Origin of the sequence: Enterobacter cloacae complex sp. 6730903, from assembly GCF_048283985.1 — a bacterium.
GTDB lineage: Bacteria > Pseudomonadota > Gammaproteobacteria > Enterobacterales > Enterobacteriaceae > Enterobacter > Enterobacter hormaechei_C.
This window is the reverse complement of sequence record NZ_JBLVXX010000029.1, coordinates 33810-60681: the sequence shown is the minus strand read 5'-3', so window position 1 is coordinate 60681 and position 26872 is coordinate 33810. Positions and strand designations below refer to the sequence as shown.

Below are 26872 nucleotides of genomic sequence, written 5' to 3'. Positions count from 1 at the left end.
CAGAATATTCTCTTTGCATGATCGCATTTCTTCTGCTGTTACATTCCCTTTCAGTTAAGTCTGAAATTTGTGCAAACGCGATGCACATCAATTAATTTACCTCTATATTTTCAAAGCTTTAATTATTTTTACGGTTACAAGCTAGTGTAACCGATTACACCGTTGTGATTTGACTCACATATTTTTATGAGCCGCTCACCTACTCTTAATATCGTAAAAACTGATAACCCAACTGGAGGGCATAATGCCTGACAATAATAAACAGGGGCGTACGTCCAATAAGGCAATGACGTTCTTCGTCTGCTTCCTCGCCGCTCTGGCAGGATTACTCTTTGGCCTGGATATTGGCGTAATTGCCGGTGCATTACCTTTCATCACCGATGAGTTCCAGATTAGCGCACACACTCAGGAATGGGTGGTTAGCTCCATGATGTTCGGTGCCGCCGTCGGCGCGGTCGGCAGCGGCTGGCTCTCCTTTAAGCTCGGGCGTAAAAAGAGCCTGATGATCGGCGCGATCCTGTTCGTTGCCGGCTCACTGTTCTCTGCCGCTGCGCCTAACGTTGAAGTGCTGATCATCTCCCGCGTGCTGCTCGGTTTGGCAGTGGGCGTGGCGTCTTATACTGCCCCGCTGTACCTGTCTGAGATCGCTCCGGAAAAAATCCGCGGCAGCATGATTTCCATGTATCAGCTGATGATCACCATCGGTATTCTGGGGGCTTATCTCTCGGATACCGCATTCAGCTACAGCGGCGCATGGCGCTGGATGCTGGGCGTCATCATCATTCCTGCCGTCCTGCTGCTGATTGGCGTCTTCTTCCTGCCGGACAGCCCGCGCTGGTTTGCCGCCAAACGCCGCTTCCATGATGCCGAACGCGTGCTCTTACGCCTGCGTGATACCAGCGCCGAAGCCAAAAACGAGCTGGAAGAGATCCGCGAAAGCCTGAAGGTCAAACAGTCCGGCTGGGCGCTGTTCAAAGAGAACAGCAACTTCCGCCGCGCGGTGTTCCTCGGTGTGCTGTTACAGATCATGCAACAGTTCACCGGGATGAACGTTATCATGTATTACGCGCCGAAAATCTTTGAACTGGCGGGCTACACCAACACCACCGAGCAGATGTGGGGCACCGTGATCGTCGGCCTGACCAACGTGCTGGCGACCTTTATCGCTATCGGTCTGGTGGACCGCTGGGGACGTAAGCCAACCCTGACGCTGGGCTTCCTGGTGATGGCCGTCGGGATGGGCGTGCTGGGTACCATGATGCACATGGGCATTCACTCTCCAACGGCACAGTACTTCGCCGTGGCGATGCTGCTGATGTTTATCATTGGGTTTGCGATGAGCGCCGGTCCGCTGATTTGGGTGCTGTGCTCTGAGATCCAGCCGCTGAAAGGGCGTGATTTTGGTATCACCTGCTCTACCGCAACCAACTGGATTGCCAACATGATCGTCGGCGCAACGTTCCTGACCATGCTCAATACCCTGGGTAACGCCAATACCTTCTGGGTCTACGCCGGTCTGAACCTGTTCTTTATTGTTCTCACTATCTGCCTGGTTCCTGAAACAAAACATGTTTCACTGGAACACATTGAACGTAACCTGATGAAAGGTCGTCCTCTGCGCGAAATCGGCGCACACGACTGATCCTCCTGCGGGAGGCGCCTCTTGCGCCTCCCCGCTTCCCGCTTTATGCTCTGCCCCTATGAAAGCACCCCGTCTCCCCATCGCCATTCAGCAAGCCGTTATGCGCAGCCTGCGGGAAAAACTCGCCCAGGCCAACCTGAAGCTCGGCCGCAATTATCCTGAACCGAAGCTGGTCTATCAGCAGCGTGGCACCGCGGCAGGCACCGCCTGGCTGGAAGCCTACGAGATCCGCCTCAACCCGGTGTTGATGATGGAAAACCAGCAGGCGTTTATCGACGAGGTCGTCCCGCACGAACTGGCGCACCTGCTGGTGTGGAAACACTTTGGCCGCGTCGCGCCGCACGGCAAAGAGTGGAAATGGATGATGGAGGCGGTGCTCGGCGTTCCGGCTCGCCGCACCCATCAGTTCGAGCTGGAATCGGTACGCCGCAATACTTTCCCCTACCGCTGCCAGTGCCAGCAGCACCAGCTTACCGTCCGCCGCCATAACCGCGTGGTGCGCGGCGAGGCCACCTACCGCTGCGTAAAGTGCGGCGAACCGCTGGTTGCGGAATAATCAACTGAACTTTCAGGAACTTTCCTGATCTGACTGATTGCATACGGGAACAACATTCGTTACGTTGCGGGCTCGTTTTGACACGGAGTGTAAGATGTCCCGTAATGTTTCTCTCGCGGTCGCTTTTCTGGCGACAGCGCTCTCCGGCCATGCTCTGGCCGACGGTATTCACAGTTTCTCTCAGGCAAAAACCGCAGGCGTAAAGATTAACGCCGACGTACCGGGTGATTTCTACTGCGGCTGTAAAATTAACTGGCAGGGTAAAAAAGGGGTCGTGGATCTGGGATCCTGCGGCTATAAGGTGCGCAAGAACGAGAACCGCGCCAGCCGAATCGAATGGGAACACGTTGTTCCGGCCTGGCAGTTTGGTCACCAGCGCCAGTGCTGGCAGGACGGTGGACGTAAAAATTGCGCAAAAGATCCGGTCTACCGCCAGATGGAAAGCGATATGCACAACCTGCAACCCGCCGTGGGTGAGGTCAATGGCGACCGCGGAAACTTCATGTACAGCCAGTGGAACGGTGGCGAAGGCCAGTACGGTCAGTGCGCGATGAAGGTCGATTTCAAAGAGAAAGTCGCCGAACCGCCTGCCCGCGCACGCGGCAGCATCGCCCGCACATACTTCTATATGCGCGACCGCTACGATCTCAACCTTTCCCGCCAGCAGACGCAGCTCTTCAATGCCTGGGACAAGCTCTACCCGGTGACGGACTGGGAATGCCAGCGCGACGAACGTATCGCCAAAGTCCAGGGGAATCACAACCCTTACGTCCAGCGGGCTTGCCAGGCGCAAAAGAGCTAACCTACACTACGGCAATTCGCTTATATCGCATGACACATGGAATTTCTGACTATGCGCATCCCTCGCATCTATCACCCTGAACTGATTACCCCAGGCGGCGAAATCGCCCTGTCTGATGATGCCGCAAACCATGTAGGCCGCGTGCTGCGCATGGGGGCAGGCCAGGCGATTCAGCTCTTTGACGGCTCTAATCAGGTTTTCGACGCTGAAATTACGCGCGCCGATAAAAAAAGCGTGCACGTGAAGGTGCTGCGTGGCGACGTGGACGACCGGGAATCCCCGCTGCACATTCACCTGGGCCAGGTGATGTCGCGTGGGGAAAAGATGGAGTTCACCATTCAGAAATCCATTGAACTGGGTGTAAGCCTCATTACGCCACTTTTTTCTGAGCGCTGCGGCGTTAAACTGGATGCGGAACGTCTGAACAAAAAGATCCAGCAGTGGCAAAAAATTGCCATTGCGGCCTGCGAACAGAGCGGCCGCAACCGTATCCCGGAGATCCGCCCGGCGATGGATCTGGAGGACTGGTGTGCAGAAGAGGAGAGCGGGCTTAAGCTCAATCTTCATCCGCGCGCCAGCGCCAGCATCAATACGCTGCCGCTGCCCGTTGAGCGTGTACGCCTGCTGATTGGCCCGGAAGGCGGCCTGTCGGCTGACGAAATTGCCATGACGGCGCGTTACCAGTTTACTGATATTCTGTTGGGACCTCGCGTTCTGCGCACTGAGACAACGGCACTCACCGCCATTACCGCGCTACAGGTGCGATTTGGCGATCTGGGTTGAAGCAAAGCCTGACCCATAACCGGAGAAGAAGATGATTAAGCTCGGCATCGTGATGGACCCCATCGCAAACATTAACATCAAGAAAGACTCCAGCTTCGCTATGCTGCTGGAAGCGCAGCGTCGCGGCTATGAACTCCACTATATGGAGATGAACGATCTTTACCTGATCAACGGTGAAGCCCGCGCACGCACCCGCATCGTTAACGTCGAGCAGAACTACGAAAAATGGTACGAATTCGGTACCGAGCAGGATATTGCCCTGGCCGACCTTAACGTGATCCTGATGCGTAAAGATCCACCGTTCGACACCGAATACATTTACGCCACCTATATCCTTGAGCGTGCTGAAGAGAAAGGAACGCTGATCGTCAACAAGCCGCAGAGCCTGCGCGACTGCAACGAGAAGCTCTATACCGCATGGTTCTCTGACCTGACGCCGGAAACGCTCGTCACCCGCAGCAAAACGCAGCTGAAAGCATTCTGGCAGAAGCACGGCGACATCATCATGAAGCCGCTGGACGGCATGGGCGGCGCGTCGATCTTCCGCGTGAAAGAGGGCGATCCGAACATTGGCGTGATTGCCGAAACGCTGACCGAGCTGGGAACCCGCTACTGCATGGCGCAGAACTATCTGCCGGCCATTAAAGACGGCGACAAGCGTGTGCTGGTCGTAGACGGCGAGCCGGTGCCTTACTGCCTGGCGCGTATCCCGCAGGGAGGGGAAACCCGTGGCAACCTGGCGGCCGGCGGCCGTGGCGAACCGCGTCCGTTAAGCGAAAGCGACTGGGAAATTGCCCGCCGCGTCGGCCCTACTCTGAAAGCCAAAGGCCTGATCTTCGTCGGCCTCGATATCATCGGCGATCGCCTGACCGAAGTGAACGTCACCAGTCCGACCTGCATTCGTGAAATCGAAGCGGAATTCCCGATCTCGATCACCGGAATGCTGATGGACGCTATCGAAAAACGTTTACAGAAATAACCTGTGACAGCGCCTGTGTTTATCCCCATACTGGGCGCTGTCGCTTTTTAAACCAGGAAACAGTACCTCTGACAATGAATTTACAGCATCACTTTCTTATTGCCATGCCTGCTCTCCAGGATCCGATTTTCCGCCGCTCCGTGGTCTATATCTGCGAATACAACGAAGACGGCGCGATGGGGATTATCATCAATAAGCCGCTGGAAAACCTCCAGGTGGAAGGCATTCTGGACAAGCTGAAAATCCCTGCGGAAGCGCGGCTGCCGGAAATCCGTCTCGATAAACCGGTGATGCTCGGCGGCCCGCTTGCAGAAGATCGTGGCTTTATCCTGCATACCCCGCCGGTTTTCTCGTCCAGCATTCGTATCTCCGATAACACCGTCGTCACCACCTCTCGCGACGTGCTTGAAACGCTGGGCACTGCCAGTCAGCCTTCTGAGGTGCTGGTTGCGCTCGGTTACGCCTCCTGGGAAAAAGGGCAGCTGGAACAAGAAATTCTGGACAACGCCTGGCTGACAGCCCCTGCGGATATGAATATCCTGTTTAAAACCCCTATCGCCGATCGCTGGCGTGACGCGGCAAAACTGATTGGCATTGATATTCTGACTATGCCTGGCGTTGCGGGGCACGCGTAATGAGCGGCACCCTTCTCGCCTTCGACTTCGGCACCAAAAGCATCGGCGTCGCTGTGGGTCAACGGATCACCGGCACCGCCCGCCCGCTCACGGCGCTGAAAGCTAACGACGGCACGCCGGACTGGAACCTTATTGAGCGCTTGCTCAAAGAGTGGCAGCCGGACGACGTAATTGTCGGCCTGCCGCTAAACATGGACGGCACCGAGCAACCGCTTACCGCCCGCGCGCGCAAATTCGCGAACAAAATCCATGGCCGCTTTGGCGTCTCCGTTAAGCTGCACGATGAACGTTTAAGCACCGTCGAGGCACGCGCTGGCCTGTTCGAGCACGGAGGCTTCCGGGCGTTGAACAAAGGCAGCGTGGATTCAGCTTCAGCCGTCATTATCCTCGAAAGCTATTTCGAACAGGGTTACTGAGCGCCGGGGCCTACAGCCGCCCCTGCGCCCGTCGCTCCGCCAGACTCTGCTCAAAGTTCTGCATTCCCGCCTGCTGCCCCGTTTGAATAATGCCCGGCAGTTGCCAGGTTTTGCCTTCGCGGATCAGGTTGGCCGCCGCCGACGTATTCACCAGCAGCTCATACAGCGCCACGCGCCCGCCCTGGACATCCTGACGCAGCTTCTGCGCCAGGACCGCACGCAGGCTTCCCGCCAGCTGATTACGCACCGGATCTTTCTCCTGCGCCGGAAAGGTGTCGACCAGGCGCTCGATCGCCTGCGCCGCGCCGCGCGTATGCAGCGTGGCTAACACCAGATGGCCGGTTTCCGCCGCCGTCAGCGCCAGGCGTATCGTCTCGCTGTCGCGCAGCTCACCAAGCAGAATCACATCCGGATCTTCACGCAGCGCGCTGCGTAGCGCCTCGGCAAAGGACGGGCTGTGCTGGCCTATCTCCCGCTGCTGGATCAGGCAACGTTCGCTCTGGTACATAAACTCCACCGGATCTTCCAGGGTCAGAATATGCCCGTCTGTCTGATGATTGAGGAAATCGACCATCGCGGCCAGGGTGGTCGATTTTCCGCTGCCGGTGGCGCCGGTGACCAGAATCAGGCCATTGTCATTAGACAGCAGTTCCGGGATCGCTCGCGGCACACCTAACGCAGAGAGCTGCGGGCACGTCAGCGGCAACAGCCGCAGCGCAATCGAAACGCCGTGCATATGCTTAAACGCACTGCCGCGCAGCCGCTGACCGTCTGCGAGGGTAACGGCAAAATCCACCTGCCCGTTTGCCCACCATGCGCCCTGCTGTTCATCGTTGAGCCACGCTTTTAATAACGCCTCCACATCCGGGGGCGGAAACGGCGCAGGTTCAAGACGGCCTGACCTGCGCCAGCGCGGTGGCGAATCACTGCACAGGTGTAGATCGGAGACGTTATGCTTTACACTAAGGGCCACAATTTCTTCCACATCCATAGACTACTCCTCGGAAAATGAACGACATTGCGCATAACCTGGCACAGGTCCGGGACAAAATCTCAGCCGCGGCAACGCGTTGCGGCCGTGCTCCAGAAGAAATTACGTTGCTTGCAGTCAGCAAAACTAAGCCTGCGAGCGCCATCGCAGAAGCGATAGCCGCCGGTCATCGTGCCTTTGGTGAAAACTATGTGCAGGAAGGCGTGGATAAAATTCGCGCTTTCCGGGAACGGGGAAATACAGACCTGCAATGGCACTTTATCGGTCCGCTACAGTCGAACAAAAGCCGTCTGGTAGCAGAGCACTTTGACTGGTGCCATACCATCGATCGTCTGCGCATCGCTACCCGTCTGAGCGACCAGCGCCCTATGGATATGCCAGCGCTTAACGTGCTGATTCAAATCAACATCAGCGATGAAAACAGCAAGTCTGGCATTACGCTGGGCGAACTGGATGCGCTGGCGGCGGACGTGGCGGCGCTGCCGCGTTTAACCCTGCGCGGGCTGATGGCTATCCCGGCGCCAGAGTCAAGTTATGAAAGGCAGTTTGCCGTGGCACAGCAAATGGCTGTAGCATTTGAGGCGCTTAAGGCGCGCTATGACACGGTAGACACGCTTTCTCTGGGCATGTCGGATGATATGGAAGCCGCCATCGCGGCAGGCAGCACCATGGTGCGCATCGGCACGGCAATTTTCGGTGCGCGCGATTACCCCCAATAATAAGGAAACCTGAGGAACGCCATGAAGACGTTGACTTTCCTGCTTTCAACGGTCATTGAACTGTATACGATGGCGCTGCTGTTGCGCGTCTGGATGCAGTGGGCCCGTTGTGATTTTTACAATCCATTCTCACAATTTATCGTGAAAATCACGCAGCCCGTTGTGGGGCCGCTTCGCCGCGTCATTCCGGCAATGGGGCCAATTGACAGTTCATCTCTGCTGATGGCGTTTATTCTGAGCGTTATCAAAGCGATCGTGCTGTTTATGGTCATCACTTTCCAGCCGATTATCTGGATTTCAGCCGTTCTGATCCTGGTTAAAACCGTCGGCTCGCTAATCTTCTGGGTCCTGCTGGTGATGGCGATCATGAGCTGGGTAAGCCGGGGCCGTAGCCCGGTGGAGTACGCGTTGATTCAGCTGACTGAACCGTTACTGCGTCCGATTCGTAGCCTGCTGCCTGCAATGGGCGGAATCGACTTCTCCCCGATGCTTCTCGTTCTGCTGCTGTACGTGCTGAATATGGGTATCGCGGAACTGTTACAGGCGACGGGTAATATGCTGCTGCCGGGGCTGTGGATGGCGTTATGAGTGCAGTTAGCCCCTGCGCCGACGGGCTGGTTTTACGGCTGTACATTCAGCCGAAAGCCAGCCGCGACAGTATTGTTGGGCTGCATGGCGACGAGCTAAAAGTCGCCATCACTGCCCCGCCGGTTGACGGCCAGGCGAATGCGCATCTGACCAAATATCTGGCTAAACAGTTTCGCGTCGCTAAAAGCCAGGTCGTCATTGAGAAAGGTGAACTTGGCCGGCATAAACAGGTAAAAATCCTTAACCCGCAATCTATCCCGACGGAAGTCGCGGCTCTGACAGAACAGGACTAAACCATGCAGAAAGTTGTTCTCGCCACCGGTAACGCCGGTAAAGTGCGCGAGCTGGCCTCGCTATTAAATGATTTTGGGCTGGACGTGGTCGCTCAGACCGAGCTGGGCGTGGACTCCGCCGAAGAGACCGGCCTGACGTTTATCGAAAACGCCATTCTGAAAGCGCGCCACGCCGCGCAGATCACCGGACTGCCCGCGATAGCCGATGACTCCGGTCTGGCCGTAGATTTTCTGGGCGGTGCGCCGGGGATTTACTCCGCCCGCTATTCCGGGGTGGACGCCACCGACCAGCAGAATCTGGAAAAGCTGCTTGTGGCCCTGAAAGACGTCCCTGACGAACAGCGTACCGCGCAGTTCCACTGCGTGCTGGTCTACATGCGTCACGCGGAAGATCCCACGCCGATTGTCTGTCACGGCAGCTGGCCGGGCGTGATCACCCGTGAAGCGGCGGGCAACGGCGGCTTTGGTTACGACCCGATTTTCTTTGTCCCGACCGAGGGAAAAACCGCTGCGGAACTCACCCGCGAAGAGAAAAGCGCGATCTCCCACCGTGGACGCGCCCTGAAACTGTTACTGGAAGCACTGCGTAATGGCTAATTTGCCGCCTCTGAGTCTTTATATTCACATCCCATGGTGCGTGCAGAAATGCCCGTACTGCGATTTCAACTCGCACGCGCTGAAGGGCGAAGTGCCGCACGATGATTACGTCGCGCATCTGCTGGCCGATCTGGATGCTGATGTACCGTACGCACAGGGACGTGAAGTGAAGACCATTTTTATTGGTGGCGGTACACCGAGCCTGCTGTCAGGCCCGGCGATGCAGACGCTGCTGGACGGCGTGCGCGCACGCCTGAACCTGGCAGCGGACGCTGAAATTACGATGGAAGCCAACCCCGGCACCGTTGAGGCCGATCGTTTCGTCGAGTATCAGCGTGCGGGCGTGAACCGTATCTCTATCGGCGTGCAGAGCTTTAGCGAGCCAAAGCTGAAGCGTCTGGGGCGTATCCACGGTCCGGAAGAGGCAAAGCGCGCGGCAAACCTGGCAACGAGGCTTGGGCTGCGCAGTTTCAACCTCGACCTGATGCACGGCCTGCCGGATCAGTCGCTCGAAGAAGCGCTGGACGATTTGCGTCAGGCGATTGAACTGAACCCGCCGCATCTGTCGTGGTATCAGCTGACCATTGAGCCGAACACCCTGTTTGGCTCGCGCCCGCCGGTGCTGCCGGACGACGACGCGCTGTGGGATATCTTCGAGCAGGGCCACCAGCTTTTGACCGCGGCGGGGTATCAGCAATATGAAACGTCGGCGTATGCGAAGCCGGGCTATCAGTGTCAGCACAATCTGAACTACTGGCGTTTTGGCGACTATCTCGGGATTGGCTGCGGCGCGCACGGCAAAGTGACCTTCCCGGACGGGCGCATTTTGCGTACCGCTAAAACGCGTCACCCGCGCGGGTATATGGAAGGCCGCTACCTGGAGCGTCAGCACGACGTCGAGGCGGCGGATAAGCCGTTTGAGTTCTTTATGAACCGCTTCCGTCTGCTGGAAGCCGCCCCGCGCGCGGAGTTTGCGCGTTATACCGGGCTGCCGGAGTCGGTGATTCGTCCGCAGATTGACGAGGCGCTGGCGCAGGGGTATCTGACCGAGTGTGATGAGTCCTGGCAGATCACCGAGCACGGCAAGCTGTTCTTAAACTCCCTTCTTGAGCTGTTCCTCGCTGAAAATCCTGAAGGCTGATTCAGGATTTTGCATCCCGTTCTGCTGGCTGAGGGAAAGGCTGGCAGAGTGTGGGGATGGAAACAATTCGTTCATACGCAAAGCAGCTCAGACGCGAGCTGACACAGGAAGAAAGGCGGCTTTGGTATTTACTGCGCAGCCGCCGTTTCGAAAATTATAAATTTCGCCGACAGCACCCGGTAGGTCACTACATTCTGGATTTCGCCTGTTGCGCGGCTCGCCTGGCCGTTGAGCTGGATGGCGGACAACATGATGAAAATCAGGAATACGATCGACAAAGGACATTATGGTTAAACCATAAGGGCTGGCACGTTATTCGATTCTGGAACAACGAACTCTGGAATAACGAAGAGGCGGTGTTAGAAAGGATCCTTGAAACGCTGCAAGCGCTGCAACCCTCACCCCGGCCCTCTCCCTGAAAGGGAGAGGGGGCAAACCACCCCCCTCGCCCCTTTAGGAAAAGGGTTAATGTGAGGGCGCAAACTATTCCCTCGCCCCGTTGGGGAAAGGGTGAAAGTGAGGGGGCAAACCATTCCCTCGCCCCTGAGGGAAAGGGTTAAAGTGAGGGAGCAAACTATTCCCTCGCCCCTTTGGGGAGAGGGTTAGGGTGAGGGGCGAAGTGCATTACTTCAACGTCCCCACCAGCGCCTTCCGGCTGTCTTCCAGAGACACCACGCGTTTACACACGTCTTTACCGAACTGCTGGAAATCGGCTTCCTGATTCTTCCACTCGTTCTGAATCGAGGTTTGCAGTCCGCCCAGGCTACCCAGTACACCCTGCAACGGATTACCGCCGCCCTTCAGCACCGCTTTGGCGCCCATCTCGTTGATGCTGTCCTGGAGAATGCCGCCCATCGCCTGGTTCACCAGTTGCTGACCGTCGGCACGCACCTGATCGATCGCCTTATAGTGGAATGTCAGGCCATCAGAGCGCGTCTCGATAATACGGTTCATCTGCTCTTTCAGCTGTTTATCCAGCTTCGTCAGGCGGGTGCGCATATTGCTGCTCTCCCCCACCTCTTTGGTGATGATTTTATCCAGCGCCACGCGGCTTTTCTCGACGCGGGTCAGCGCGCCATCGTTGATCCAGGGCAGCGCGGTACGCAACTCGGCCTGGTAGTCCATCGCCTGCTCGCGCTGGGCGGCCGTCAGGTTTTGCGGTTTGCCGTTAAAGGTCACGTTGCCATCCGGCGTAATCACCAGATTGCCATTCTCGCCCTTAACCTGCACGGTTTGCGGACTCAGCACCACGTCATCACGCGGGGTGACGCTACATTTATACTCCGCATGGGCGGTGGATCCGATTGCCAGTAAAGCAACAGCCAGCAACGTTTTGCGCATCTTAAACACTCCCTCAGACAAAATGGGCCAGCTAATGCTGGCCCCGTTCTTGCTTTATTAGTCCCACCAAACGTCGAAAAGTTCGCTAACGCGGACATCTTCCAGTTTGTGGTCTTCAAGCCATTTGCGTACCAGCGCCTGATGCTCTTCGGTGCATTTCCCCACTTCCTGGGTGCAAATCAGACCTTCCCACGCCAGATAGCCGCTACCGTCGAAGGCCAGCTTGTTTGGCTCGATCACCTCGTTGATAAACGCATCAACGTCCTGATCGATCTGCTCCACACTGGTGCCTTCCGGGAAACGCCAGGCAACAGAGAAACCCACTTCCTGGAATTCTTCGATGTGCATCTTTTTACGCAGACGACGGCTACGATTCTTTGCCATTATTTCACCCTCTCGAACATTAAGTCCCATACGCCGTGACCAAGACGATGGCCACGCTGTTCAAATTTTGTCACCGGACGTGAATCCGGACGCGGTACGTAGTCGTTGCTTTCAGACTGATTTTTATACCCGTCCAGGGACGACATCACTTCCAGCATATGTTCCGCATAAGGTTCCCAGTCGGTCGCCATGTGGAAGACGCCGCCCAGCTTAAGCTTGCTTTTCACCAGCTCGGCAAACGGTGCCTGAACGATACGGCGTTTATTATGACGCGCTTTGTGCCATGGGTCAGGGAAAAAGAGCTGAACCATGTTCAAAGAATTGTCAGGAATCATTTTGTGCAGCACTTCCACCGCGTCGTGACACATGACGCGCAGGTTCTCAACGCCCTCTTCGTGGGCCGTTGCCAGGCACGCGCCGACGCCCGGCGAGTGTACTTCAATGCCGAGGAAGTTCTGCTCCGGGCGCGCTTTCGCCATGGTCACCAGCGAGGTGCCCATGCCAAAACCAATCTCCAGCGTCACTGGCGCGTCTCGGCCAAACAGGTCGGTGAAGTCGAGCGGCTGCTCGCTGAACTCAACGCCCATCACCGGCCAGTAGTTGTCCAGCGCGTGTTGCTGCCCTTTTGTCAGGCGGCCCTGACGGCGGACAAAGCTGCGAATACGGCGCAGCGGGCGACCGTTTTCATCAAATTCCGGTGAAATGACGTCGTTTTTCATAAAAGAGTTGTCTGCTTGTGAGAATGTTCGGGAAACGGGCATTATCCAAAGTTAAGGCTTCTATGCAAGCATGGGAAAGATCCGGTTTACAGCAGATTGACGCTGTGCTGCAATCTGCGTCCCTGATTAAGCGAATCGATGACCATGCAAGCCTCTCAATTTTCAGCCCAGGTGCTGGACTGGTACGACAAATACGGGCGTAAAACCCTGCCCTGGCAAATTGAAAAAACGCCTTACAAAGTATGGCTCTCCGAGGTGATGTTGCAACAAACGCAGGTCGCGACGGTCATTCCTTACTTCGAGCGTTTTATGGCGCGCTTCCCGACAATCACCGATCTGGCCAACGCGCCGCTGGACGAGGTACTGCACCTGTGGACAGGCCTCGGCTATTACGCCCGTGCGCGCAACCTGCACAAAGCCGCACAGCAGGTCTCCACCCGCCACAACGGTAAATTCCCGGAGACCTTTGACGAGGTGGCGGATTTGCCCGGCGTCGGGCGTTCAACCGCAGGCGCCATTCTCTCCCTCTCTTTAGGCAAACATTTCCCGATCCTCGACGGCAACGTCAAGCGCGTGCTGGCACGCTGCTACGCCGTAGATGGCTGGCCGGGCAAGAAAGAGGTTGAGAAACGCCTGTGGGAGATCAGTGAAGCGGTCACTCCGGCGAAAGGGGTGGAGCGTTTTAACCAGGCGATGATGGATCTGGGCGCGATGGTCTGCACCCGTTCAAAACCGAAGTGCGAACTTTGCCCGGTAAACAACCTCTGCGTGGCGTATGCGAACCACTCCTGGGCGCAGTATCCGGGGAAAAAACCGAAGCAGACGCTGCCTGAACGCACCGGGTACATGCTGCTGATGCAACATGGCGACGAGGTGTTTCTCGCCCAACGTCCGCCGAGTGGCCTGTGGGGTGGTCTATACTGCTTCCCACAGTTTGAGGATGAAGCCTCGCTTCGGGCATGGCTTGAACAGCACGGCATTGCGGCCGATACCCTGACACAACTCAACGCGTTCCGTCATACCTTCAGCCATTTCCATCTGGACATTGTGCCGATGTGGCTTCCCGTGTCCTCATTCACGTCGTGCATGGATGAAGGCACCGCTCTCTGGTATAACTTAGCGCAACCGCCATCAGTCGGGCTGGCGGCTCCCGTGGAGCGCCTGTTACAGCAATTACGTGTCGGTGCAATGGTTTAGCATCGGCAAGACAAAGAGGAATGAGTATGGCCAGAACCATTTTTTGTACTTTCCTACAGCGCGACGCTGAAGGCCAGGATTTCCAGCTCTACCCGGGCGATCTGGGTAAGCGCATCTATAACGAGATCTCCAAAGAAGCCTGGGGACAGTGGCAGAAGAAGCAGACCATGCTGATCAACGAGAAAAAGCTCAGCATGATGAACCCGGAACACCGCAAACTGCTGGAGCAGGAGATGGTGAACTTCCTGTTCGAAGGTAAAGACGTCCACATCGAAGGCTATACGCCACCGGAAAAATAATAACGCGCAGCTGCTGCCTGGCGGAGCTGCGCTTGCACGGGCCTACGGTTTTGTAGGTCGGGTAAGCGCAGCGCCACCCGGCAACAGCAACCCCAAAGCAAACACAACACGCACTCCCGGAATGATGAAAAAACTTTTAGCGCTAGCCCTTGTTGCGCCGTTGCTTGTGTCTTGTTCTTCCAAAAAAGGCGATGAATACAACGAAGCCTGGGTCAAGGACACCAACGGTTTTGACATTTTGATGGGGCAGTTTGCCCACAACATCGAGAACATATGGGGATTTAACGAAGTTCTTATTGCCGGACCGAAGGACTACGTTAAGTACACCGACGCCTATCAGACCCGTAGCCACATCAACTTCGATGACGGTACGATTACGGTTGAAACCATCGCGGGGACTGAACCTGCGGCGCATTTACGTCAGGCCATCATCAAAACCCTGCTGATGGGCGACGATCCGGGGTCTATCGACCTCTACTCTGATGCCGATGACATCACCATCTCCAAAGAGCCATTCCTGTATGGCCAGGTCGTTGACCAGACCGGTCAGCCGATCCGCTGGGAAGGCCGCGCCACGAAATTCGCCGACTACCTGCTGCAAACGCGCCTGAAAAGCCGCACCAACGGCCTGAAGGTGATCTATAGCGTCACGATCAACCTGGTGCCGAACCACCTCGACAAGCGTGCGCATAAGTATCTGGGCATGGTGCGTCAGGCGTCGCGTAAGTATGGCGTGGATGAGTCGCTGATTCTGGCGATTATGCAGACCGAGTCCTCGTTCAACCCCTACGCGGTAAGCCGTTCCGACGCGCTGGGGCTGATGCAGGTTGTACAGCACAGCGCCGGTAAAGACGTGTTCCGCGCGCAGGGGAAATCCGGCACGCCGAGCCGCAGCTACCTCTTCGATCCGCAAAGCAACATTGATACCGGTACGGCCTATCTGGCGATGCTGAACAATGTCTATCTCGGCGGGATCGATAACCCAACCTCACGTCGCTATGCAGTCATTACCGCCTACAACGGCGGGGCGGGCAGCGTGCTGCGCGTCTTCTCAAATGACAAGGTGCAGGCCGCGAACATCATCAACAGCATGGCGCCGGGGGATGTGTACGCTACCCTCACCACCCGCCACCCGTCTGCGGAATCCCGCCGCTATCTGTATAAGGTGAATACGGCGCAGAAGAACTACCGTCGCCGCTAGAAAACTACCCCTCACCCTGCCCTCTCCCAGAGGGAGAGGGCAGGGTGAGGGTGAGGGGACATCAGACCGCACCCATCTCATCCCACCCATACGAAAATGCTATTTGCATCACAATCCAGACTGCAAATTAATGTGGATTGCATTTTTTTGCGGGAGGTAACAAAACATAACGTTGCCAACTGATAGAATTGCATCAAATAACAACCCTGAATGTTCCTATAACAACATATCTCCCGCTCACTTGTGAGGAAAGTAACATGAACCTTAAGCTGCAGCTTAAAATCTTGTCGTTTCTGCAGTTCTGCCTGTGGGGTAGCTGGCTGACTACACTCGGCTCCTATATGTTTGTGACGCTCAAGTTCGATGGTGCGTCGATCGGTGCCGTTTACAGCTCGCTGGGTATTGCGGCTGTCTTCATGCCAACGCTGCTCGGTATCGTGGCGGATAAATGGCTAAGCGCGAAATGGCTGTACATGCTTTGCCATCTGGTGGGTGCGGGGACGCTGTTTATGGCGGCCGAAGTGACCACGCCGGGGGCGATGTTCATGGTGATCCTGCTTAACTCGCTGGCCTATATGCCAACGCTTGGCCTGATCAACACCATCTCCTACTACCGCCTGAAATCTGCCGGTCTGGATATCGTCACCGACTTCCCGCCTATCCGTATCTGGGGCACCATCGGCTTTATCATGGCGATGTGGGGTGTGAGCTTCGCGGGCTTCGAGCTGAGCCATATGCAGCTCTACATCGGCGCAGCGCTCTCCGTGCTGCTGGCGCTGTTCACCCTGACGCTGCCCACCATTCCGGTTTCTAACCAGCAGAAAAACCAGAGCTGGAGCACCATGCTTGGCCTGGACGCCTTCGCGCTGTTCAAAAACAAGCGCATGGCGATCTTCTTTATCTTCTCCATGCTGCTGGGCGCGGAACTGCAAATCACCAACATGTTCGGTAATACCTTCCTGCACAGCTTCGATAACGATCCGCTGTTTGCCGGGAGCTTTATCGTCGAGCACGCGTCGGTGATGATGTCCATCTCGCAGATCTCCGAGACGCTGTTCATCCTGACCATCCCGTTCTTCCTGAGCCGCTACGGTATCAAGAACGTCATGCTGATCAGTATCGCCGCCTGGATGTTACGCTTCGGTCTGTTCGCCTATGGCGACCCAAGCGCGTTCGGCACCGTGCTGCTGGTTCTGTCGATGATTGTTTACGGCTGTGCCTTCGACTTCTTCAACATCTCCGGCTCGGTGTTTGTGGAAAAAGAGGTGAAGCCTGAAATCCGCGCCAGTGCGCAGGGCATGTTCCTGATGATGACCAACGGATTCGGCTGTATTCTGGGCGGCGTGGTGAGCGGTAAAGTGGTTGAGATGTATACCACCAACGGCATCACCAACTGGCAGCCAGTATGGCTGATCTTCGCCGGGTACTCGCTGGTGCTGTTCTTCGCGTTCATCGCGCTGTTCAAGTACAAGCACGTGCGCGAACCGCACGGTGCGCAGCCGATTGCGCATTGATTGTTGTGCCCGGTGGCGCTGCGCTTACCGGGCCTGGAAAACCAGATCGTAGGCCGGGTAAGGCGTAGCCGCCACCCGGCTATTTTATTGCAGACAGCACCCACCCCACCGACAGCAAATCCGCGCTGCCGCCCGGGCTCAGGTTGCGTTCAATCAATGCCTTATCCATCTTCAGCAACGCCTCGCGATCCCAGCCGTTAGCCAGTAATTCCCGCGCGTAGCCCTGAACGTAGCGCAGCCCCTCAATGCCGCCGCGCGACACGAGATTACTGTCCTGATTAACCGCCATCAGGCGCAACAGCAGGCCGTGAAGCGACTGACCGTTCCACGCATCCAAAGCCTTACGCACCGTGGCAAAGCCGCTTTCCGCCTCGCCGCGCGCGCCGGTTAAACCGTACAGCTGAAACTGCCGCTCCCCCGCCGTTGCCTGCCCGCTGCGCCCGGCCAGCTCCCGCGCCACCAGCCCACGACAGATGTTACTTACCTCACAACAGAGGCTATCCGCAGAGATATTTTTCACACGCCCGGCGGCGAAGCAGAGCAAACCGAGGGCAAAAACCCCGCCCTTGTGGGTATTTACCCCACCCGTGGCGGCGTACATTGCCTGCTCGCAGGCCATTCCCATTGGGCGGAGAATCCGCAACTGCCGATCGGCAGGTTTGGCCGCATGTGCTTCACCCAGTTCCGCAAACCGGGCAAACCACGGCGTAATCGCCATAATGCTGCGGACAAACAAGGCATGGTCCATATCGCGATGGGAGCCGTTATTGAGCCGGTCCACCAGCCCCGGTTTAGGCGTCAGCTCCAGCTCCTGCCACAGCGCCTCTGCGGCAAGCGCAGGCACGTCAACCGGGCGCGGTTTAGTCGCGAGCAAACCAGTCATCGATCATCTTCTCCACGCGGGAAACCACCTGCTCAACGGGATGGTGCCGCGAACGGGAACAGGCATGAGCGGGCTCGTCACAGATCAGGCAGCGTCTGAGATTCGCACCCAGCGACTGACGCCCGACGTGGCCGTGCTGAGGGCAGATCACATCCAGATCCCACAGCCTGCCGAGCGGGTGCGTCTGCTCCAGTTGTGCACAGTGCGCCTTAATTTCCGCCGCCGGATGCGCGACGCACCACAGGGCTTCAGGTCCGGTGGGTAGCCAGAGCACCTTACGGTCCAGCACCTGCCAGCGGTTTTCCCACAGCAGCTGGTCGCACATTTGCAGCGCCACGCCCATGGTGTTGCGATAGCGCAGGCTGTCTTTGATTTCCCCGGGCGTAACCAGCGTGAGGGAGATCACCGGTTGTTGATAGTGCGCAAGCATGTCAGCCTGGCGCGCTGCGCGGCGCTCTTTCGCCGCCAGCAGTTCGTCCAGGCTGACACCCGTCCGCACGGGTGTCGCAATCGTCACACTTCCTCCTTTACCTGTCGTACGGTGTCGATCACGCTGCCGTCGCGGTAGCGGATCACCCCGACGATTTTGTCGGTGAACTCAATCGGTTTCGGTACGCCTGTCAACGAAATCGCTCGCTCATACAGCGCGTTGATATCTACAACCTTCAGCCCTGCTTCCATGAGTCGCTCGCGGATCTCCGGGCGCGCCGGGTTGACCGCGATGCCGTGATCGGTAACCAGCACGTCAATGCTCTCCCCCGGCGTGAGGCGGGTGGTAACGCGCTTCACGACGGTCGGGATGCGGCTTCGCAGCAGCGGCGCGACCACAATGGTCAGGTTGGCTGCCGCCGCCACGTCGCAGTGTCCGCCGGATGCGCCGCGCATCACGCCATCGGAGCCGGTGATGACATTGACGTTAAAGTCGACGTCGATTTCCAGGGCGCTGAGGATCACCACGTCGAGCTGGTCGCAGCTTGCCGCCTTGCTGCCGGGGTTGGCGTAGACGTTGGTGGAGATCTCCACGTGGTTCGGGTTGCGCGCCAGCGAGGCCGCTGCCTGGCCGTCAAAGCACTGGGTGTCGAGCAGCGTTTCGATGAGTCCCTTCTCGTGCAGATCCACCAGGCTGCCGGTGATGCCGCCAAGGGCGAAGCGCGCCTTCACGCCGCTGCGCTCCATCTTCTCTTCCATAAAACGGGTGCAGGCGGTAGCCGCCGCGCCGGAGCCGGTCTGCATCGAGAAGCCTGGTTTGAAATAGCCAGAGTGTTCAATCACGTCCGCCGCATAGCGGGCGATCATCAGCTCGCGCGGGTTGCTGGTGACGCGCGCCGCGCCGACGCTGATTTTCGCCGGGTCGCCCACGCTCTCCACCTGCACGATGTAGTCCACCTGATCCTGCACCAGGCTGGCGGGCATATTCGGGAATGGCACCAGCGCTTCGGTCAGCAGCACCACCTTACGGGCAAAGTGCGCGTCCACCATGGCGTAGCCCAGCGAACCGCAGCACGATTTGCCGTGCGTGCCGTTGGCGTTGCCAAACTCATCGCTGCACGGCACGCCAAGAAACGCCACGTCGATGTTCAGTTCGCCGTCCTGGAGCAGCTTCACGCGCCCGCCGTGGGAGTGAATTTGTACCGGCTCGTCCATCAGCCCGTGGGAGATGGCATCCGCCAGCCTGCCGCGCATGCCGGAGGTGTAAATCCGGGTGATGACGCCGCTTTCGATATGCTCGATCAGCGCGTCATTGCAGGTCATCAGCGAGCTGGAGGCCAGGGTCAGATTTTTGAAGCCCATCCGCGCCAGCAGCGCCACGACGGTGTTGATCACCCGGTCGCCTTCGCGAAAGGCATGGTGGAAGGAGATGGTCATCCCGTCCTGCAAGCCGCTACGCTTAACCGCCTCTTCAATAGAGGCGCAGAGCTTGCGGCTGTGCTTCGCCTCGCTGTCCGCCAGCCACGGCGTCGCGCTGTGGGCGGTACCAAAGGGTTTCAGATCCCGCAGATGGGGGAAATTTACATGGAGAAGTTCTGTCTGATTCATTATGTCATCCTTACCGACGCACGCCGGAGGCCGCCGCGCGCTCCAGCACCACCTGCGCGTGGTTAATAATCGGTGCATCCACCATTTTGCCGTTGAGCGACACCACGCCCAGGCCGTTACGCTCGCCCTCTTCTGCCGCTTCAATCACCCTTCTGGCGTGATCCACCTCTTCCTGAGTCGGGGCGTAGGCGTTGTGCAGCAGGTCTATCTGGCGCGGGTTAATCAGCGATTTGCCGTTAAAGCCCATCTTGCGGATCAGGTCGACCTCGCGCAGGAACCCGGCTTCGTCGTTAACGTCTGACCACACCACGTCGAAGGCGTCGATACCGGCGGCGCGGGCGGCGTGCAGCACGGCGCAGCGGGCGTAGAACAGCTCGGTGCCGTCGCCGCGCTCGGTCTGCATGTCCATTACGTAGTCAAAGGCGGCCAGCGCGATGCCGATCAGGCGCGGGGAGCTGCGGGCAATCGCCACGGCGTTGATAACGCCAACGGCCGATTCAATCGCCGCCATCACGCGGGTGGAACCCACTTCGCGCCCGCACTCCTGCTCAATGCGCTCGAGGTGGCCTTCCAGCTCGTAGATATCGTCCGGGGTGTCGGTTTTTGGCAGGCGGATCACGTCCACGCCCGCGCGCACGGCGGCCTCCAGATCCAGCAGGCCAAACGGCGTGCTCAGCGGGTTAATACGCACCACGGTTTCGATATCCTGATACATCGGGTGCTGCAACGCGTGGAACACCAGCATGCGCGCGGTGTCCTTCTCACGCAGGGCCACGGCGTCCTCAAGGTCAAACATGATGGAGTCGGGGCGGTAAATAAAGGCGGTAGAGAGCATGGCGGCATTGGCGCCCGGCAGGAACAGCATACTGCGGCGGAGTTTGCTCATTTCAGCGCCCCCCAGTTGATGGCCTGTTCATCGGCAGCACGCAGAAGCGCGCTTTGCAGGCGGGCGCGGATCACACAGTCCAGCGCCCCTTTGTCTTCAATAATGATGAGTCCCTGGTGCACGTTCATGGCGCGCAATGTGTCGTTGACCACCTGGCGTATCTGCTCGCCAAACTGCTTAATCACTTCACTGTGGATGACAATCTCCAGCTCACCGTGAGCGGGGGCGATTTTCACCATCAGGTCGCTGGACTCCTGCGTTCCGGCCAGCGCCTCCCTTACAATATTCATGATAAATTCCTGATAGTTATGCGACTTCCGCACTCGCTCGATAATGTGCTTCGAGATGCGCGAAGGTGGAGTCCGGGACAATCTCCCGGATCCGGGAAAACTGCTGTGTCTTGAGTAAACGGCGCACTTCCGAGGCCGAAATGGCGTTGCCGGTGGCCTTGATGCGCGGCATCTCCACCACCTCAATATGCGAGGCCAGCAGGTCGTGCAGCGTCTGGTTGTACTGGCGGGTGATGTCGCAGAACGGCTCCGAGCCGATGAAGCGGTGCGTGATGCCCAGCGCCGGGGCGATATAGTCCCGGAAGATCAGCACGTCGATCTCGCTCCACGCCTGCTGCACTTTGCCGGTCTCCTTCAGGAAGTAGGCCGGGAAGGTGGCGCGGGAGATGATGTACTGCGAGCCTTCATGCACCACCACGTTCGGCAGATGCGCCACGCCCGCACGCACCATCTCAAGGCGCGCGCTGAACGGGAAGAACGACGCGTCTTCACGCACCACAAACAGATGCAGGGCATCGCACTGCGCCGCCGCCTGCTCCACCAGATGACGGTGGCCGAGGGTGAACGGATTGGCGTTCATCACTATCGCGCCAGTTTTCTCCCCGCCCTTTCGCATCCGGCTTAAGGTACGGCAGTAGCGCGCGATCCCCTGCGGGGTGTTCTCCATTAACACCGCGTTGTTCCCGCTCTGGGCAATCGGCCAGAAACCGCTGCGGCCAAAGCGCTCCTTATTGCACGGTCGCGTGCAGAGGAAGAGGTGAAAATGGCCGCGCTCCAGCGCCGCGTTTTCCACCTCTGCCAGCAGACGCGCGCTGAGGTTTTCCCCACGAAGCTGCTCGTTGACCGCCACGCATTTGATGACGTTGGCAGCCAGCCCGGCGCAACCCACCAACTGCGCGCCGGACCAGGCTTCGACAAACAGCGTGATGTCGTTGTCCAGGCCAAGGCCGCTGTCTGCCAGCAGGTAGCGGATCTGGCTTAAGCGTTCCGGGTGTTTCGCCACAACGGTGTGGCAAAAATCAATGGGTTGCGATTGCATGCTGCCGCCTTACTCAGTGCGCTGCCGCGAGCCCGACGGCTGGCGCTTCCACGATCACGTTGCTCAGATGACCGATATGCTCGATCTCCACCTCAATGCGATCCCCCTCCTTCATAAACAGCGGCGGGTTGCGCTTTTTACCCACGCCGCCAGGCGAGCCGGTGATGATCACATCGCCCGGGCTGAGGCGGGTGAAGGTGCTGATGTACTCGATCAGCTCCGCCACCTTGTGGATCATGCTGCTGGTGTTGTCCTCCTGCACCATGCGGCCGTTCAGCCAGGTGCGGATCGCCAGGCTGTGCGGGTCCGGGATCTCATCCGCCGTCGCCATCCACGGGCCGAACGCCCCGGTCTGCCGCCAGTTTTTCCCGGCGGTGAACCAGGTGTGCTGCCAGTCGCGGGCGGAGCCGTCCATGTAGCAGCTGTAGCCCGCCACGTGGCGCAGGGCGTCGTCGCGGCTGATGTTCTCCCCGCCTTTGCCGATGATCACCGCCAGCTCGCCTTCGTAGTCGAACTCGCTGGAGTAGCGCGGCTTCAGCACCGGCTCGTTGTGGCCGGTCTGTGAATCCGGGAAGCGGACAAACAGCGTCGGGGCCGGGTTATGCTGATCAAACTCCTTGCGCTTGTCGGCATAGTTCATGCCCACGCAGAGGATTTTTTCCGGCTGGACAATCACCGGTAAGAAGGTGATGGCGTTCAGCGGTACATCCACCGCGTCGTTCAGAAAACGGGTGGCCTGCGCCAGCCCGTTTCCCTGCAACAGCGCTTTAAGGTCGCCATAGCGGTCGCCCAGGCGGCGGCCCAAATCAATCACGCCTTCGGCCTGTACGATGCCGTAGCTGCGTTTTCCCTGGTATAAAAAGCTTGCGAGTTTCATTGTTCTTTCCTGAAAACTTAAACGAGGAAGTTGCCCAGAATCAGCAGTGAGACAGAGACGTTAATCGCGCCGCCGATACGGGTAGCAATCTGGGCGAATGGCATCAGGCTCATGCGGTTGCCTGCGGTCAGGATCGCCACGTCACCGGTGCCGCCCTGCCCGCTCTGACAGCAGGAGACGATGGCGACATCAATCGGGTGCATACCAATCTTTTTGCCAACGAAGAATCCGGTCGCCACCAGCGCGGAAACGGTGCTGACAATCACCAGCAGGTTGCTGACGGTGAACGCCGCCACCAGTTCATGCCATGGGGTAATCGCCACGCCGACAGCGAAGAGGATTGGGTAGGTCACGGAGGTCTGGAAGAATTTGTACACCACCTGGGAACCCTCCAGCAGACGCGGAGAGGCGCCGTTGCAGAGCTTCACCAGCACCGCCATAAACAACATGCCCACTGGCGCTGGCAGACCAATCAGCTTGTGACCGAGCATGCCCAGCATGTACAGCAGCACCGCCAGCAGCGCGCCCGAGGCGATGGTCGTCACGTCCGCTTTGCCGGAGAACGCAGGTTGGGAAACAGTGGCATCGGCGTTGGCGCGATTCGGCATCAGCTGGCCTTCACCGGTCAAGTGCGGGTAGCGTTTCCCGAGCTGGTTGAGGCAGCCGGAGATAATGATCGCCGTCAGGCCGCCGAGCATCACCATCGGCAACACGCGGCCGAGCGCCACGCCCTGATCCATATGCAGCAGGGTGGCATAGCCGATAGAGAGCGGGATCGCCCCTTCCCCGACGCCGCCCGCCATGATCGGCAGGATGATAAAGAAGAAGATCTGGAACGGCTCGAGGCCCAGCGCCAGCCCAACACCCATGCCGACAATCATGCCGACGATTTCACCGCACAGCATCGGGAAGAAGATGCGCAGGAAGCCCTGGATCAGCACGGTGCGGTTCATACTCATGATGCTGCCGACGATAATGCAGCAGATATAGAGGTAGAGAATATTGGTGGATTTATAGAATTTGGTCGTGGACTCAACCACCACGTCCGGCAGCAGGCCGTAATAGACCAGCGCGGAAGGGATAAAGGTGGCGCAAATCGCCGCCGCGCCGAGCTTGCCGACAATCGGCAGGCGTTTGCCAAACTCACCGCAGGCAAAGCCGAAGAAGGCCAGCGTGGCCACCATAACCACAATGTCGCTCGGCAGTTTTCCGCCCAGGCAATCAATAGCAATCAGCGCGCCCGCCAGAACGAACAGCGGCAGAGGAATAATGCCGATTTTCCAGGTATCCATAATATGCCACCAGCGCTCTTTGAGCGATGGCCGCTGAATATCAATCGGGTCGTGGGTAACAGAGAATGAATCGTCAGTTGTGCTCATAATAAGCCCCTTAGTTATTTTGTGCGTTCAGCTTAGAGTCACAAAGGCTTACTTTATGTGAGGGAAGGCATATTAAAAGCGAAGTTTTAATGGCCGCTATGGTTTTAATGGTTTCTTTTATTTAATGTGATTTATGCCTTATTTATAGCCATGGTTTTTATGGTTTCTTTTCTTAACTGAACAAAGAAATAACATTTATTCATTTAACCTTAAGAGGATGAGACTTTCGGAAAAATCTTTTACAGGCTGCGCTGTGCAAGGGATCACAAGTTTTCGGCAAAGCGGGCATCCTTGCCTTAAAAGATGATATATTCAGCCGACCTGTTGATATCTTGCGTGATAGTTATGAAAGTATCGTTTCAGATCAAGCTGTTTATTTCGCTGGTCGCCTTTTTCTCAGTGCTGTTCGCATTACTGGGCGGATATTATTATGTCGATGTCGGCAGGCAGCTTTATCAGGAAATGAGCGCGCGCGCAAAAATACAGGCCGAAGAAATTGCGCTTATTCCTACCCTGCGAAAAGAAGTCGAACAAAAGGATATCCAGGGCATCCATGATTTCATGCAGAAAATAGCCGCCCACAGCGACGCCAGTTTTATTGTGATTGGTGACAATAAAGGGCTGCATCTTTTCCACTCCGTGTTTGCCGACCGGGTAGGCAAAACGCTGGTTGGCGGAGATAACGACGAGGTATTACACGGCAAAAGCACCATCACCATCCGCAAGGGCGGGTTAGGCATTTCGCTGCGCAGCAAAGCGCCCATTTTTAATGATGCCGGGCAGGTGGTGGGGATTGTTTCGGTAGGCTATCTCACGAGCTATCTGGACACCATCACCGTCAGCAAGGTGGTTAATATCCTGATTGCCGCCGTGCTGCTGCTTATCGCCCTGTTTATTTTCTCCTGGTTCTTCACCCGCAGCATCAAGAAGCAGATATTCTCTCTGGAGCCGCGCGAAATCGGCCTGCTGGTGCGCCAGCAAAAGGCGATGATGGAATCCATTTACGAAGGGGTGATTGCCATCGACGACGATCTTCGCATTGAGGTGATCAACCAGGCGGCGCGTAAATTATTAGGCTTACGCCAGCCCGCCCGCGAACTGCGGGGTCAACTCATCAGCCAGGTGATCGCGCCCGTCCCGTTCTTCAATGCGCAAACCATGCTTGCGAAAGACACCCACGATGAGATCTGTCGCTTTAACGATCTCACGGTCATTGCCAGCCGGGTGCGGATCATGCTGGAAGATGCGTTGCAGGGATGGGTGATCACCTTTCGCGATCGCAACGAGATCGACTCGCTCAGCGCCCAGCTCAGCCAGGTGAAGCGCTACGTTGATAACCTGCGCATCATGCGCCATGAACAGCTGAACCGCATGACCACGCTGTCCGGCCTGCTGCATATGGGCCGTTATGACGAGGCAATTCGCTACATACAGGCGCAGTCGGAACACGCTCAGGAGCTGCTGGACTTTATCTCGTCCCGCTTTAGCTCTCCGACGCTGTGTGGTTTGCTCCTTGGAAAGGCCGCCCGCGCGCGTGAAAAAGGCGTTGAGCTGAGTTTCGATCCGGCCTGCCGGGTGGATAAACCGTTCCTGCCGCTGCTCGAATCGGAACTTATCTCGATCATCGGGAACTTGCTGGATAACGCCATTGAAGCGACCCAGCGTGCACCGCTCCCGCATGCCCCGGTGGACGTGCTGATAAAGCTGAACGAGCAGGAACTGATTATTGAAGTCGCCGACCAGGGCGTCGGCATCACACCGGAGATCCGCGACCGGATCTTTGAGCGCGGCATCACCACCAAAACGCGCGGCGATCATGGTATTGGCCTGTATCTGATTGAAAGCTATGTCACACAGGCTGGCGGTGCAATTGAAGTTGCCGATAACACCCCACGCGGTGCCATTTTCTCACTGTTTATTCCCGCCACGGGAACGGTCCGGCACCCCGTACAGGAACTGGAAGATACCGACTATGCAACATGAACTTATCGACGTACTGATTGTTGAAGACGAGAACGAACTGGCGCAACTGCACGCGGAGCTTATCGGTAAACATCCGCGTCTGAGGCTGGTGGGGATTGCCGCGTCGCTCGCCGACGCGCAGGTACAACTGGAGAGCAAACAGCCGAAGCTGATGCTGCTGGATAACTACCTGCCGGACGGCAAAGGCATCACCCTTATCAGCAACCCGATGCTCACCCGCGCCAACTGCTCGGTGATTTTCATCACCGCCGCCAGCGATATGGACACCTGTAGCCAGGCCATTCGTAACGGCGCGTTCGACTACATCCTCAAGCCGGTTTCCTGGAAGCGCCTGAGCCAGTCGCTGGAACGTTTTGTGCAGTTTGCCGAACAGCAGCGCGTCTGGAAGATTGTCGACCAGCAGAACGTCGATTCACTCTATCAGTTGCAGGCGAAAAACTATCGCCTGGACAACGGCAGCAAAGGGATAGAGGAGAATACGCTGGCGCGGGTGCAAACGCTGTTTAACAACAAGGCGGCGCACTGTTTTACGGTGGATGAGGTGGTGAGCGAGACGGGCCTGAGTAAAACCACCACCCGGCGCTATCTGGAACACTGCGTGGAGGTGGGTTTTCTGACAGTGGAGATGCTGTACGGAAAGATCGGGCATCCGAGAAGGATGTACCGCCGCGCAGAAGCCTGACGCAGTATTGTAGGCCCGG

The 26872-nt window shown here is 57.5% G+C and carries 31 protein-coding genes; 19 read left to right on the top strand and 12 right to left on the bottom strand.

Going from position 1 to position 26872, the window contains the following annotated elements:
* The first annotated feature begins 244 nt into the window (after window positions 1-244).
* From galP to ruvX, 7 genes are all read left to right on the top strand, one after another.
* Window positions 245-1642, top strand: coding sequence for a galactose/proton symporter (gene galP, locus ACNQ0W_RS15780; RefSeq protein WP_062933223.1), 1398 nt, complete (start codon window positions 245-247; stop codon window positions 1640-1642).
* Between the two features lie 58 nt (window positions 1643-1700).
* Entirely contained in the window at window positions 1701-2198 is a 498-nt protein-coding gene (locus ACNQ0W_RS15775) for a SprT family zinc-dependent metalloprotease (RefSeq protein ID WP_017692693.1), read from the top strand.
* 94 nt (window positions 2199-2292) lie between these two features.
* Window positions 2293-3000 carry a deoxyribonuclease I gene (gene endA / locus ACNQ0W_RS15770; RefSeq protein ID WP_003860034.1) on the top strand — a complete coding sequence of 236 codons (708 nt, stop codon included), beginning with the start codon at window positions 2293-2295 and terminating at the stop codon, window positions 2998-3000.
* A 51-nt stretch (window positions 3001-3051) separates the two neighbouring features.
* Window positions 3052-3783: a 16S rRNA (uracil(1498)-N(3))-methyltransferase gene (gene rsmE / locus ACNQ0W_RS15765; protein WP_017382923.1), complete on the top strand. Its 732-nt coding sequence runs from the start codon at window positions 3052-3054 to the stop codon at window positions 3781-3783.
* Window positions 3784-3814: 31 nt separating this feature from the next.
* Window positions 3815-4762, top strand: coding sequence for a glutathione synthase (gene gshB, locus ACNQ0W_RS15760; RefSeq protein ID WP_023295410.1), 948 nt, complete (start codon window positions 3815-3817; stop codon window positions 4760-4762).
* A gap of 74 nt (window positions 4763-4836) precedes the next feature.
* Window positions 4837-5397, top strand: coding sequence for a YqgE/AlgH family protein (locus tag ACNQ0W_RS15755; protein WP_006811924.1), 561 nt, complete (start codon window positions 4837-4839; stop codon window positions 5395-5397).
* Complete coding sequence (ruvX, locus tag ACNQ0W_RS15750) at window positions 5397-5813, top strand: Holliday junction resolvase RuvX (protein ID WP_006811925.1); 417 nt, start codon at window positions 5397-5399, stop codon at window positions 5811-5813. Before ACNQ0W_RS15755 ends, ruvX begins: the two co-directional genes overlap by 1 nt.
* A 10-nt stretch (window positions 5814-5823) precedes the next feature.
* Here the strand turns inward: ruvX and ACNQ0W_RS15745 are convergent, their stop codons facing one another.
* Window positions 5824-6804 (bottom strand): type IV pilus twitching motility protein PilT, encoded by a 981-nt coding sequence (locus ACNQ0W_RS15745; protein WP_017382924.1) that lies wholly within the window; start codon window positions 6802-6804, stop codon window positions 5824-5826.
* A gap of 17 nt (window positions 6805-6821) precedes the next feature.
* Between ACNQ0W_RS15745 and ACNQ0W_RS15740 the strand changes: the two genes are divergently transcribed.
* Genes ACNQ0W_RS15740 through ACNQ0W_RS15715 form a run of 6 tightly spaced genes read left to right on the top strand, consistent with a single transcriptional unit; the run spans window position 6822 to window position 10561 of the window.
* Window positions 6822-7523, top strand: a complete 702-nt coding sequence (locus ACNQ0W_RS15740) for a YggS family pyridoxal phosphate-dependent enzyme (RefSeq protein ID WP_062933225.1) — start codon at window positions 6822-6824, stop codon at window positions 7521-7523.
* A gap of 21 nt (window positions 7524-7544) precedes the next feature.
* Window positions 7545-8111: a YggT family protein gene (locus ACNQ0W_RS15735; RefSeq protein WP_015571838.1), complete on the top strand. Its 567-nt coding sequence runs from the start codon at window positions 7545-7547 to the stop codon at window positions 8109-8111.
* Entirely contained in the window at window positions 8108-8404 is a 297-nt protein-coding gene (yggU, locus tag ACNQ0W_RS15730) for a DUF167 family protein YggU (protein WP_062933226.1), read from the top strand. The genes ACNQ0W_RS15735 and yggU overlap by 4 nt, the downstream gene beginning before the upstream one ends.
* A gap of 3 nt (window positions 8405-8407) precedes the next feature.
* Window positions 8408-9001, top strand: a complete 594-nt coding sequence (locus ACNQ0W_RS15725) for an XTP/dITP diphosphatase (protein WP_015571839.1) — start codon at window positions 8408-8410, stop codon at window positions 8999-9001.
* Entirely contained in the window at window positions 8994-10142 is a 1149-nt protein-coding gene (hemW, locus tag ACNQ0W_RS15720; RefSeq protein ID WP_062933227.1) for a radical SAM family heme chaperone HemW, read from the top strand. Before ACNQ0W_RS15725 ends, hemW begins: the two co-directional genes overlap by 8 nt.
* A 56-nt stretch (window positions 10143-10198) precedes the next feature.
* Window positions 10199-10561: an endonuclease domain-containing protein gene (locus ACNQ0W_RS15715; protein ID WP_074135713.1), complete on the top strand. Its 363-nt coding sequence runs from the start codon at window positions 10199-10201 to the stop codon at window positions 10559-10561.
* A 205-nt stretch (window positions 10562-10766) separates the two neighbouring features.
* Here ACNQ0W_RS15715 and ACNQ0W_RS15710 read toward each other — a convergent pair whose 3' ends face one another.
* Genes ACNQ0W_RS15710 through trmB form a run of 3 tightly spaced genes read right to left on the bottom strand, consistent with a single transcriptional unit; the run spans window position 10767 to window position 12586 of the window.
* Window positions 10767-11483: a DUF2884 domain-containing protein gene (locus ACNQ0W_RS15710; protein WP_003862419.1), complete on the bottom strand. Its 717-nt coding sequence runs from the start codon at window positions 11481-11483 to the stop codon at window positions 10767-10769.
* A gap of 57 nt (window positions 11484-11540) precedes the next feature.
* Window positions 11541-11867, bottom strand: coding sequence for a YggL family protein (locus ACNQ0W_RS15705; RefSeq protein WP_003862421.1), 327 nt, complete (start codon window positions 11865-11867; stop codon window positions 11541-11543).
* The gene (gene trmB / locus ACNQ0W_RS15700; RefSeq protein WP_015571843.1) at window positions 11867-12586 is read right to left on the bottom strand and encodes a tRNA (guanosine(46)-N7)-methyltransferase TrmB; all 720 of its coding nucleotides are present in this window, start codon (window positions 12584-12586) and stop codon (window positions 11867-11869) included. Before trmB ends, ACNQ0W_RS15705 begins: the two co-directional genes overlap by 1 nt.
* 144 nt (window positions 12587-12730) lie before the next feature.
* On the opposite strand from trmB, the gene mutY reads away from it, so the two are divergent.
* The 4 genes from mutY (at window position 12731) to ACNQ0W_RS15680 (ending at window position 16797) form a co-directional block, all read left to right on the top strand.
* Window positions 12731-13783, top strand: a complete 1053-nt coding sequence (mutY, locus tag ACNQ0W_RS15695; RefSeq protein ID WP_169802593.1) for an A/G-specific adenine glycosylase — start codon at window positions 12731-12733, stop codon at window positions 13781-13783.
* A 26-nt stretch (window positions 13784-13809) separates the two neighbouring features.
* Window positions 13810-14082 (top strand): oxidative damage protection protein, encoded by a 273-nt coding sequence (locus tag ACNQ0W_RS15690; protein WP_003862425.1) that lies wholly within the window; start codon window positions 13810-13812, stop codon window positions 14080-14082.
* A 124-nt stretch (window positions 14083-14206) separates the two neighbouring features.
* Entirely contained in the window at window positions 14207-15283 is a 1077-nt protein-coding gene (gene mltC, locus ACNQ0W_RS15685; protein WP_003862427.1) for a membrane-bound lytic murein transglycosylase MltC, read from the top strand.
* A gap of 257 nt (window positions 15284-15540) precedes the next feature.
* Window positions 15541-16797: a nucleoside permease gene (locus ACNQ0W_RS15680; protein WP_015571846.1), complete on the top strand. Its 1257-nt coding sequence runs from the start codon at window positions 15541-15543 to the stop codon at window positions 16795-16797.
* 79 nt (window positions 16798-16876) lie between these two features.
* Here ACNQ0W_RS15680 and citG read toward each other — a convergent pair whose 3' ends face one another.
* The 8 genes from citG to ACNQ0W_RS15640 are packed head-to-tail and all read right to left on the bottom strand — an operon-like array spanning window position 16877 to window position 24188.
* Window positions 16877-17680 (bottom strand): triphosphoribosyl-dephospho-CoA synthase CitG, encoded by an 804-nt coding sequence (citG, locus tag ACNQ0W_RS15675; RefSeq protein WP_062933229.1) that lies wholly within the window; start codon window positions 17678-17680, stop codon window positions 16877-16879.
* On the bottom strand, window positions 17658-18197 hold the full coding sequence (gene citX, locus ACNQ0W_RS15670) for a citrate lyase holo-[acyl-carrier protein] synthase (protein ID WP_062933230.1): 540 nt from the start codon (window positions 18195-18197) through the stop codon (window positions 17658-17660). Before citX ends, citG begins: the two co-directional genes overlap by 23 nt.
* On the bottom strand, window positions 18194-19717 hold the full coding sequence (gene citF / locus ACNQ0W_RS15665; protein ID WP_062933231.1) for a citrate lyase subunit alpha: 1524 nt from the start codon (window positions 19715-19717) through the stop codon (window positions 18194-18196). Before citF ends, citX begins: the two co-directional genes overlap by 4 nt.
* A 10-nt stretch (window positions 19718-19727) precedes the next feature.
* Window positions 19728-20603 carry a citrate (pro-3S)-lyase subunit beta gene (gene citE / locus ACNQ0W_RS15660; RefSeq protein ID WP_062933232.1) on the bottom strand — a complete coding sequence of 292 codons (876 nt, stop codon included), beginning with the start codon at window positions 20601-20603 and terminating at the stop codon, window positions 19728-19730.
* Window positions 20600-20893 carry a citrate lyase acyl carrier protein gene (gene citD / locus ACNQ0W_RS15655; protein ID WP_017382935.1) on the bottom strand — a complete coding sequence of 98 codons (294 nt, stop codon included), beginning with the start codon at window positions 20891-20893 and terminating at the stop codon, window positions 20600-20602. Before citD ends, citE begins: the two co-directional genes overlap by 4 nt.
* A 16-nt stretch (window positions 20894-20909) precedes the next feature.
* Window positions 20910-21932 (bottom strand): [citrate (pro-3S)-lyase] ligase, encoded by a 1023-nt coding sequence (citC, locus tag ACNQ0W_RS15650; RefSeq protein ID WP_062933233.1) that lies wholly within the window; start codon window positions 21930-21932, stop codon window positions 20910-20912.
* 13 nt (window positions 21933-21945) lie between these two features.
* The gene (locus ACNQ0W_RS15645) at window positions 21946-22809 is read right to left on the bottom strand and encodes a fumarylacetoacetate hydrolase family protein (RefSeq protein WP_417933213.1); all 864 of its coding nucleotides are present in this window, start codon (window positions 22807-22809) and stop codon (window positions 21946-21948) included.
* Between the two features lie 17 nt (window positions 22810-22826).
* Window positions 22827-24188, bottom strand: a complete 1362-nt coding sequence (locus ACNQ0W_RS15640; RefSeq protein ID WP_015571852.1) for a 2-hydroxycarboxylate transporter family protein — start codon at window positions 24186-24188, stop codon at window positions 22827-22829.
* Window positions 24189-24533: 345 nt separating this feature from the next.
* On the opposite strand from ACNQ0W_RS15640, the gene ACNQ0W_RS15635 reads away from it, so the two are divergent.
* Both ACNQ0W_RS15635 and ACNQ0W_RS15630 read left to right on the top strand, forming a co-directional pair.
* The gene (locus ACNQ0W_RS15635) at window positions 24534-26171 is read left to right on the top strand and encodes an ATP-binding protein (protein ID WP_062933234.1); all 1638 of its coding nucleotides are present in this window, start codon (window positions 24534-24536) and stop codon (window positions 26169-26171) included.
* Complete coding sequence (locus tag ACNQ0W_RS15630) at window positions 26161-26853, top strand: response regulator (RefSeq protein ID WP_062933235.1); 693 nt, start codon at window positions 26161-26163, stop codon at window positions 26851-26853. The genes ACNQ0W_RS15635 and ACNQ0W_RS15630 overlap by 11 nt, the downstream gene beginning before the upstream one ends.
* Window positions 26854-26872: the final 19 nt, after the last annotated feature.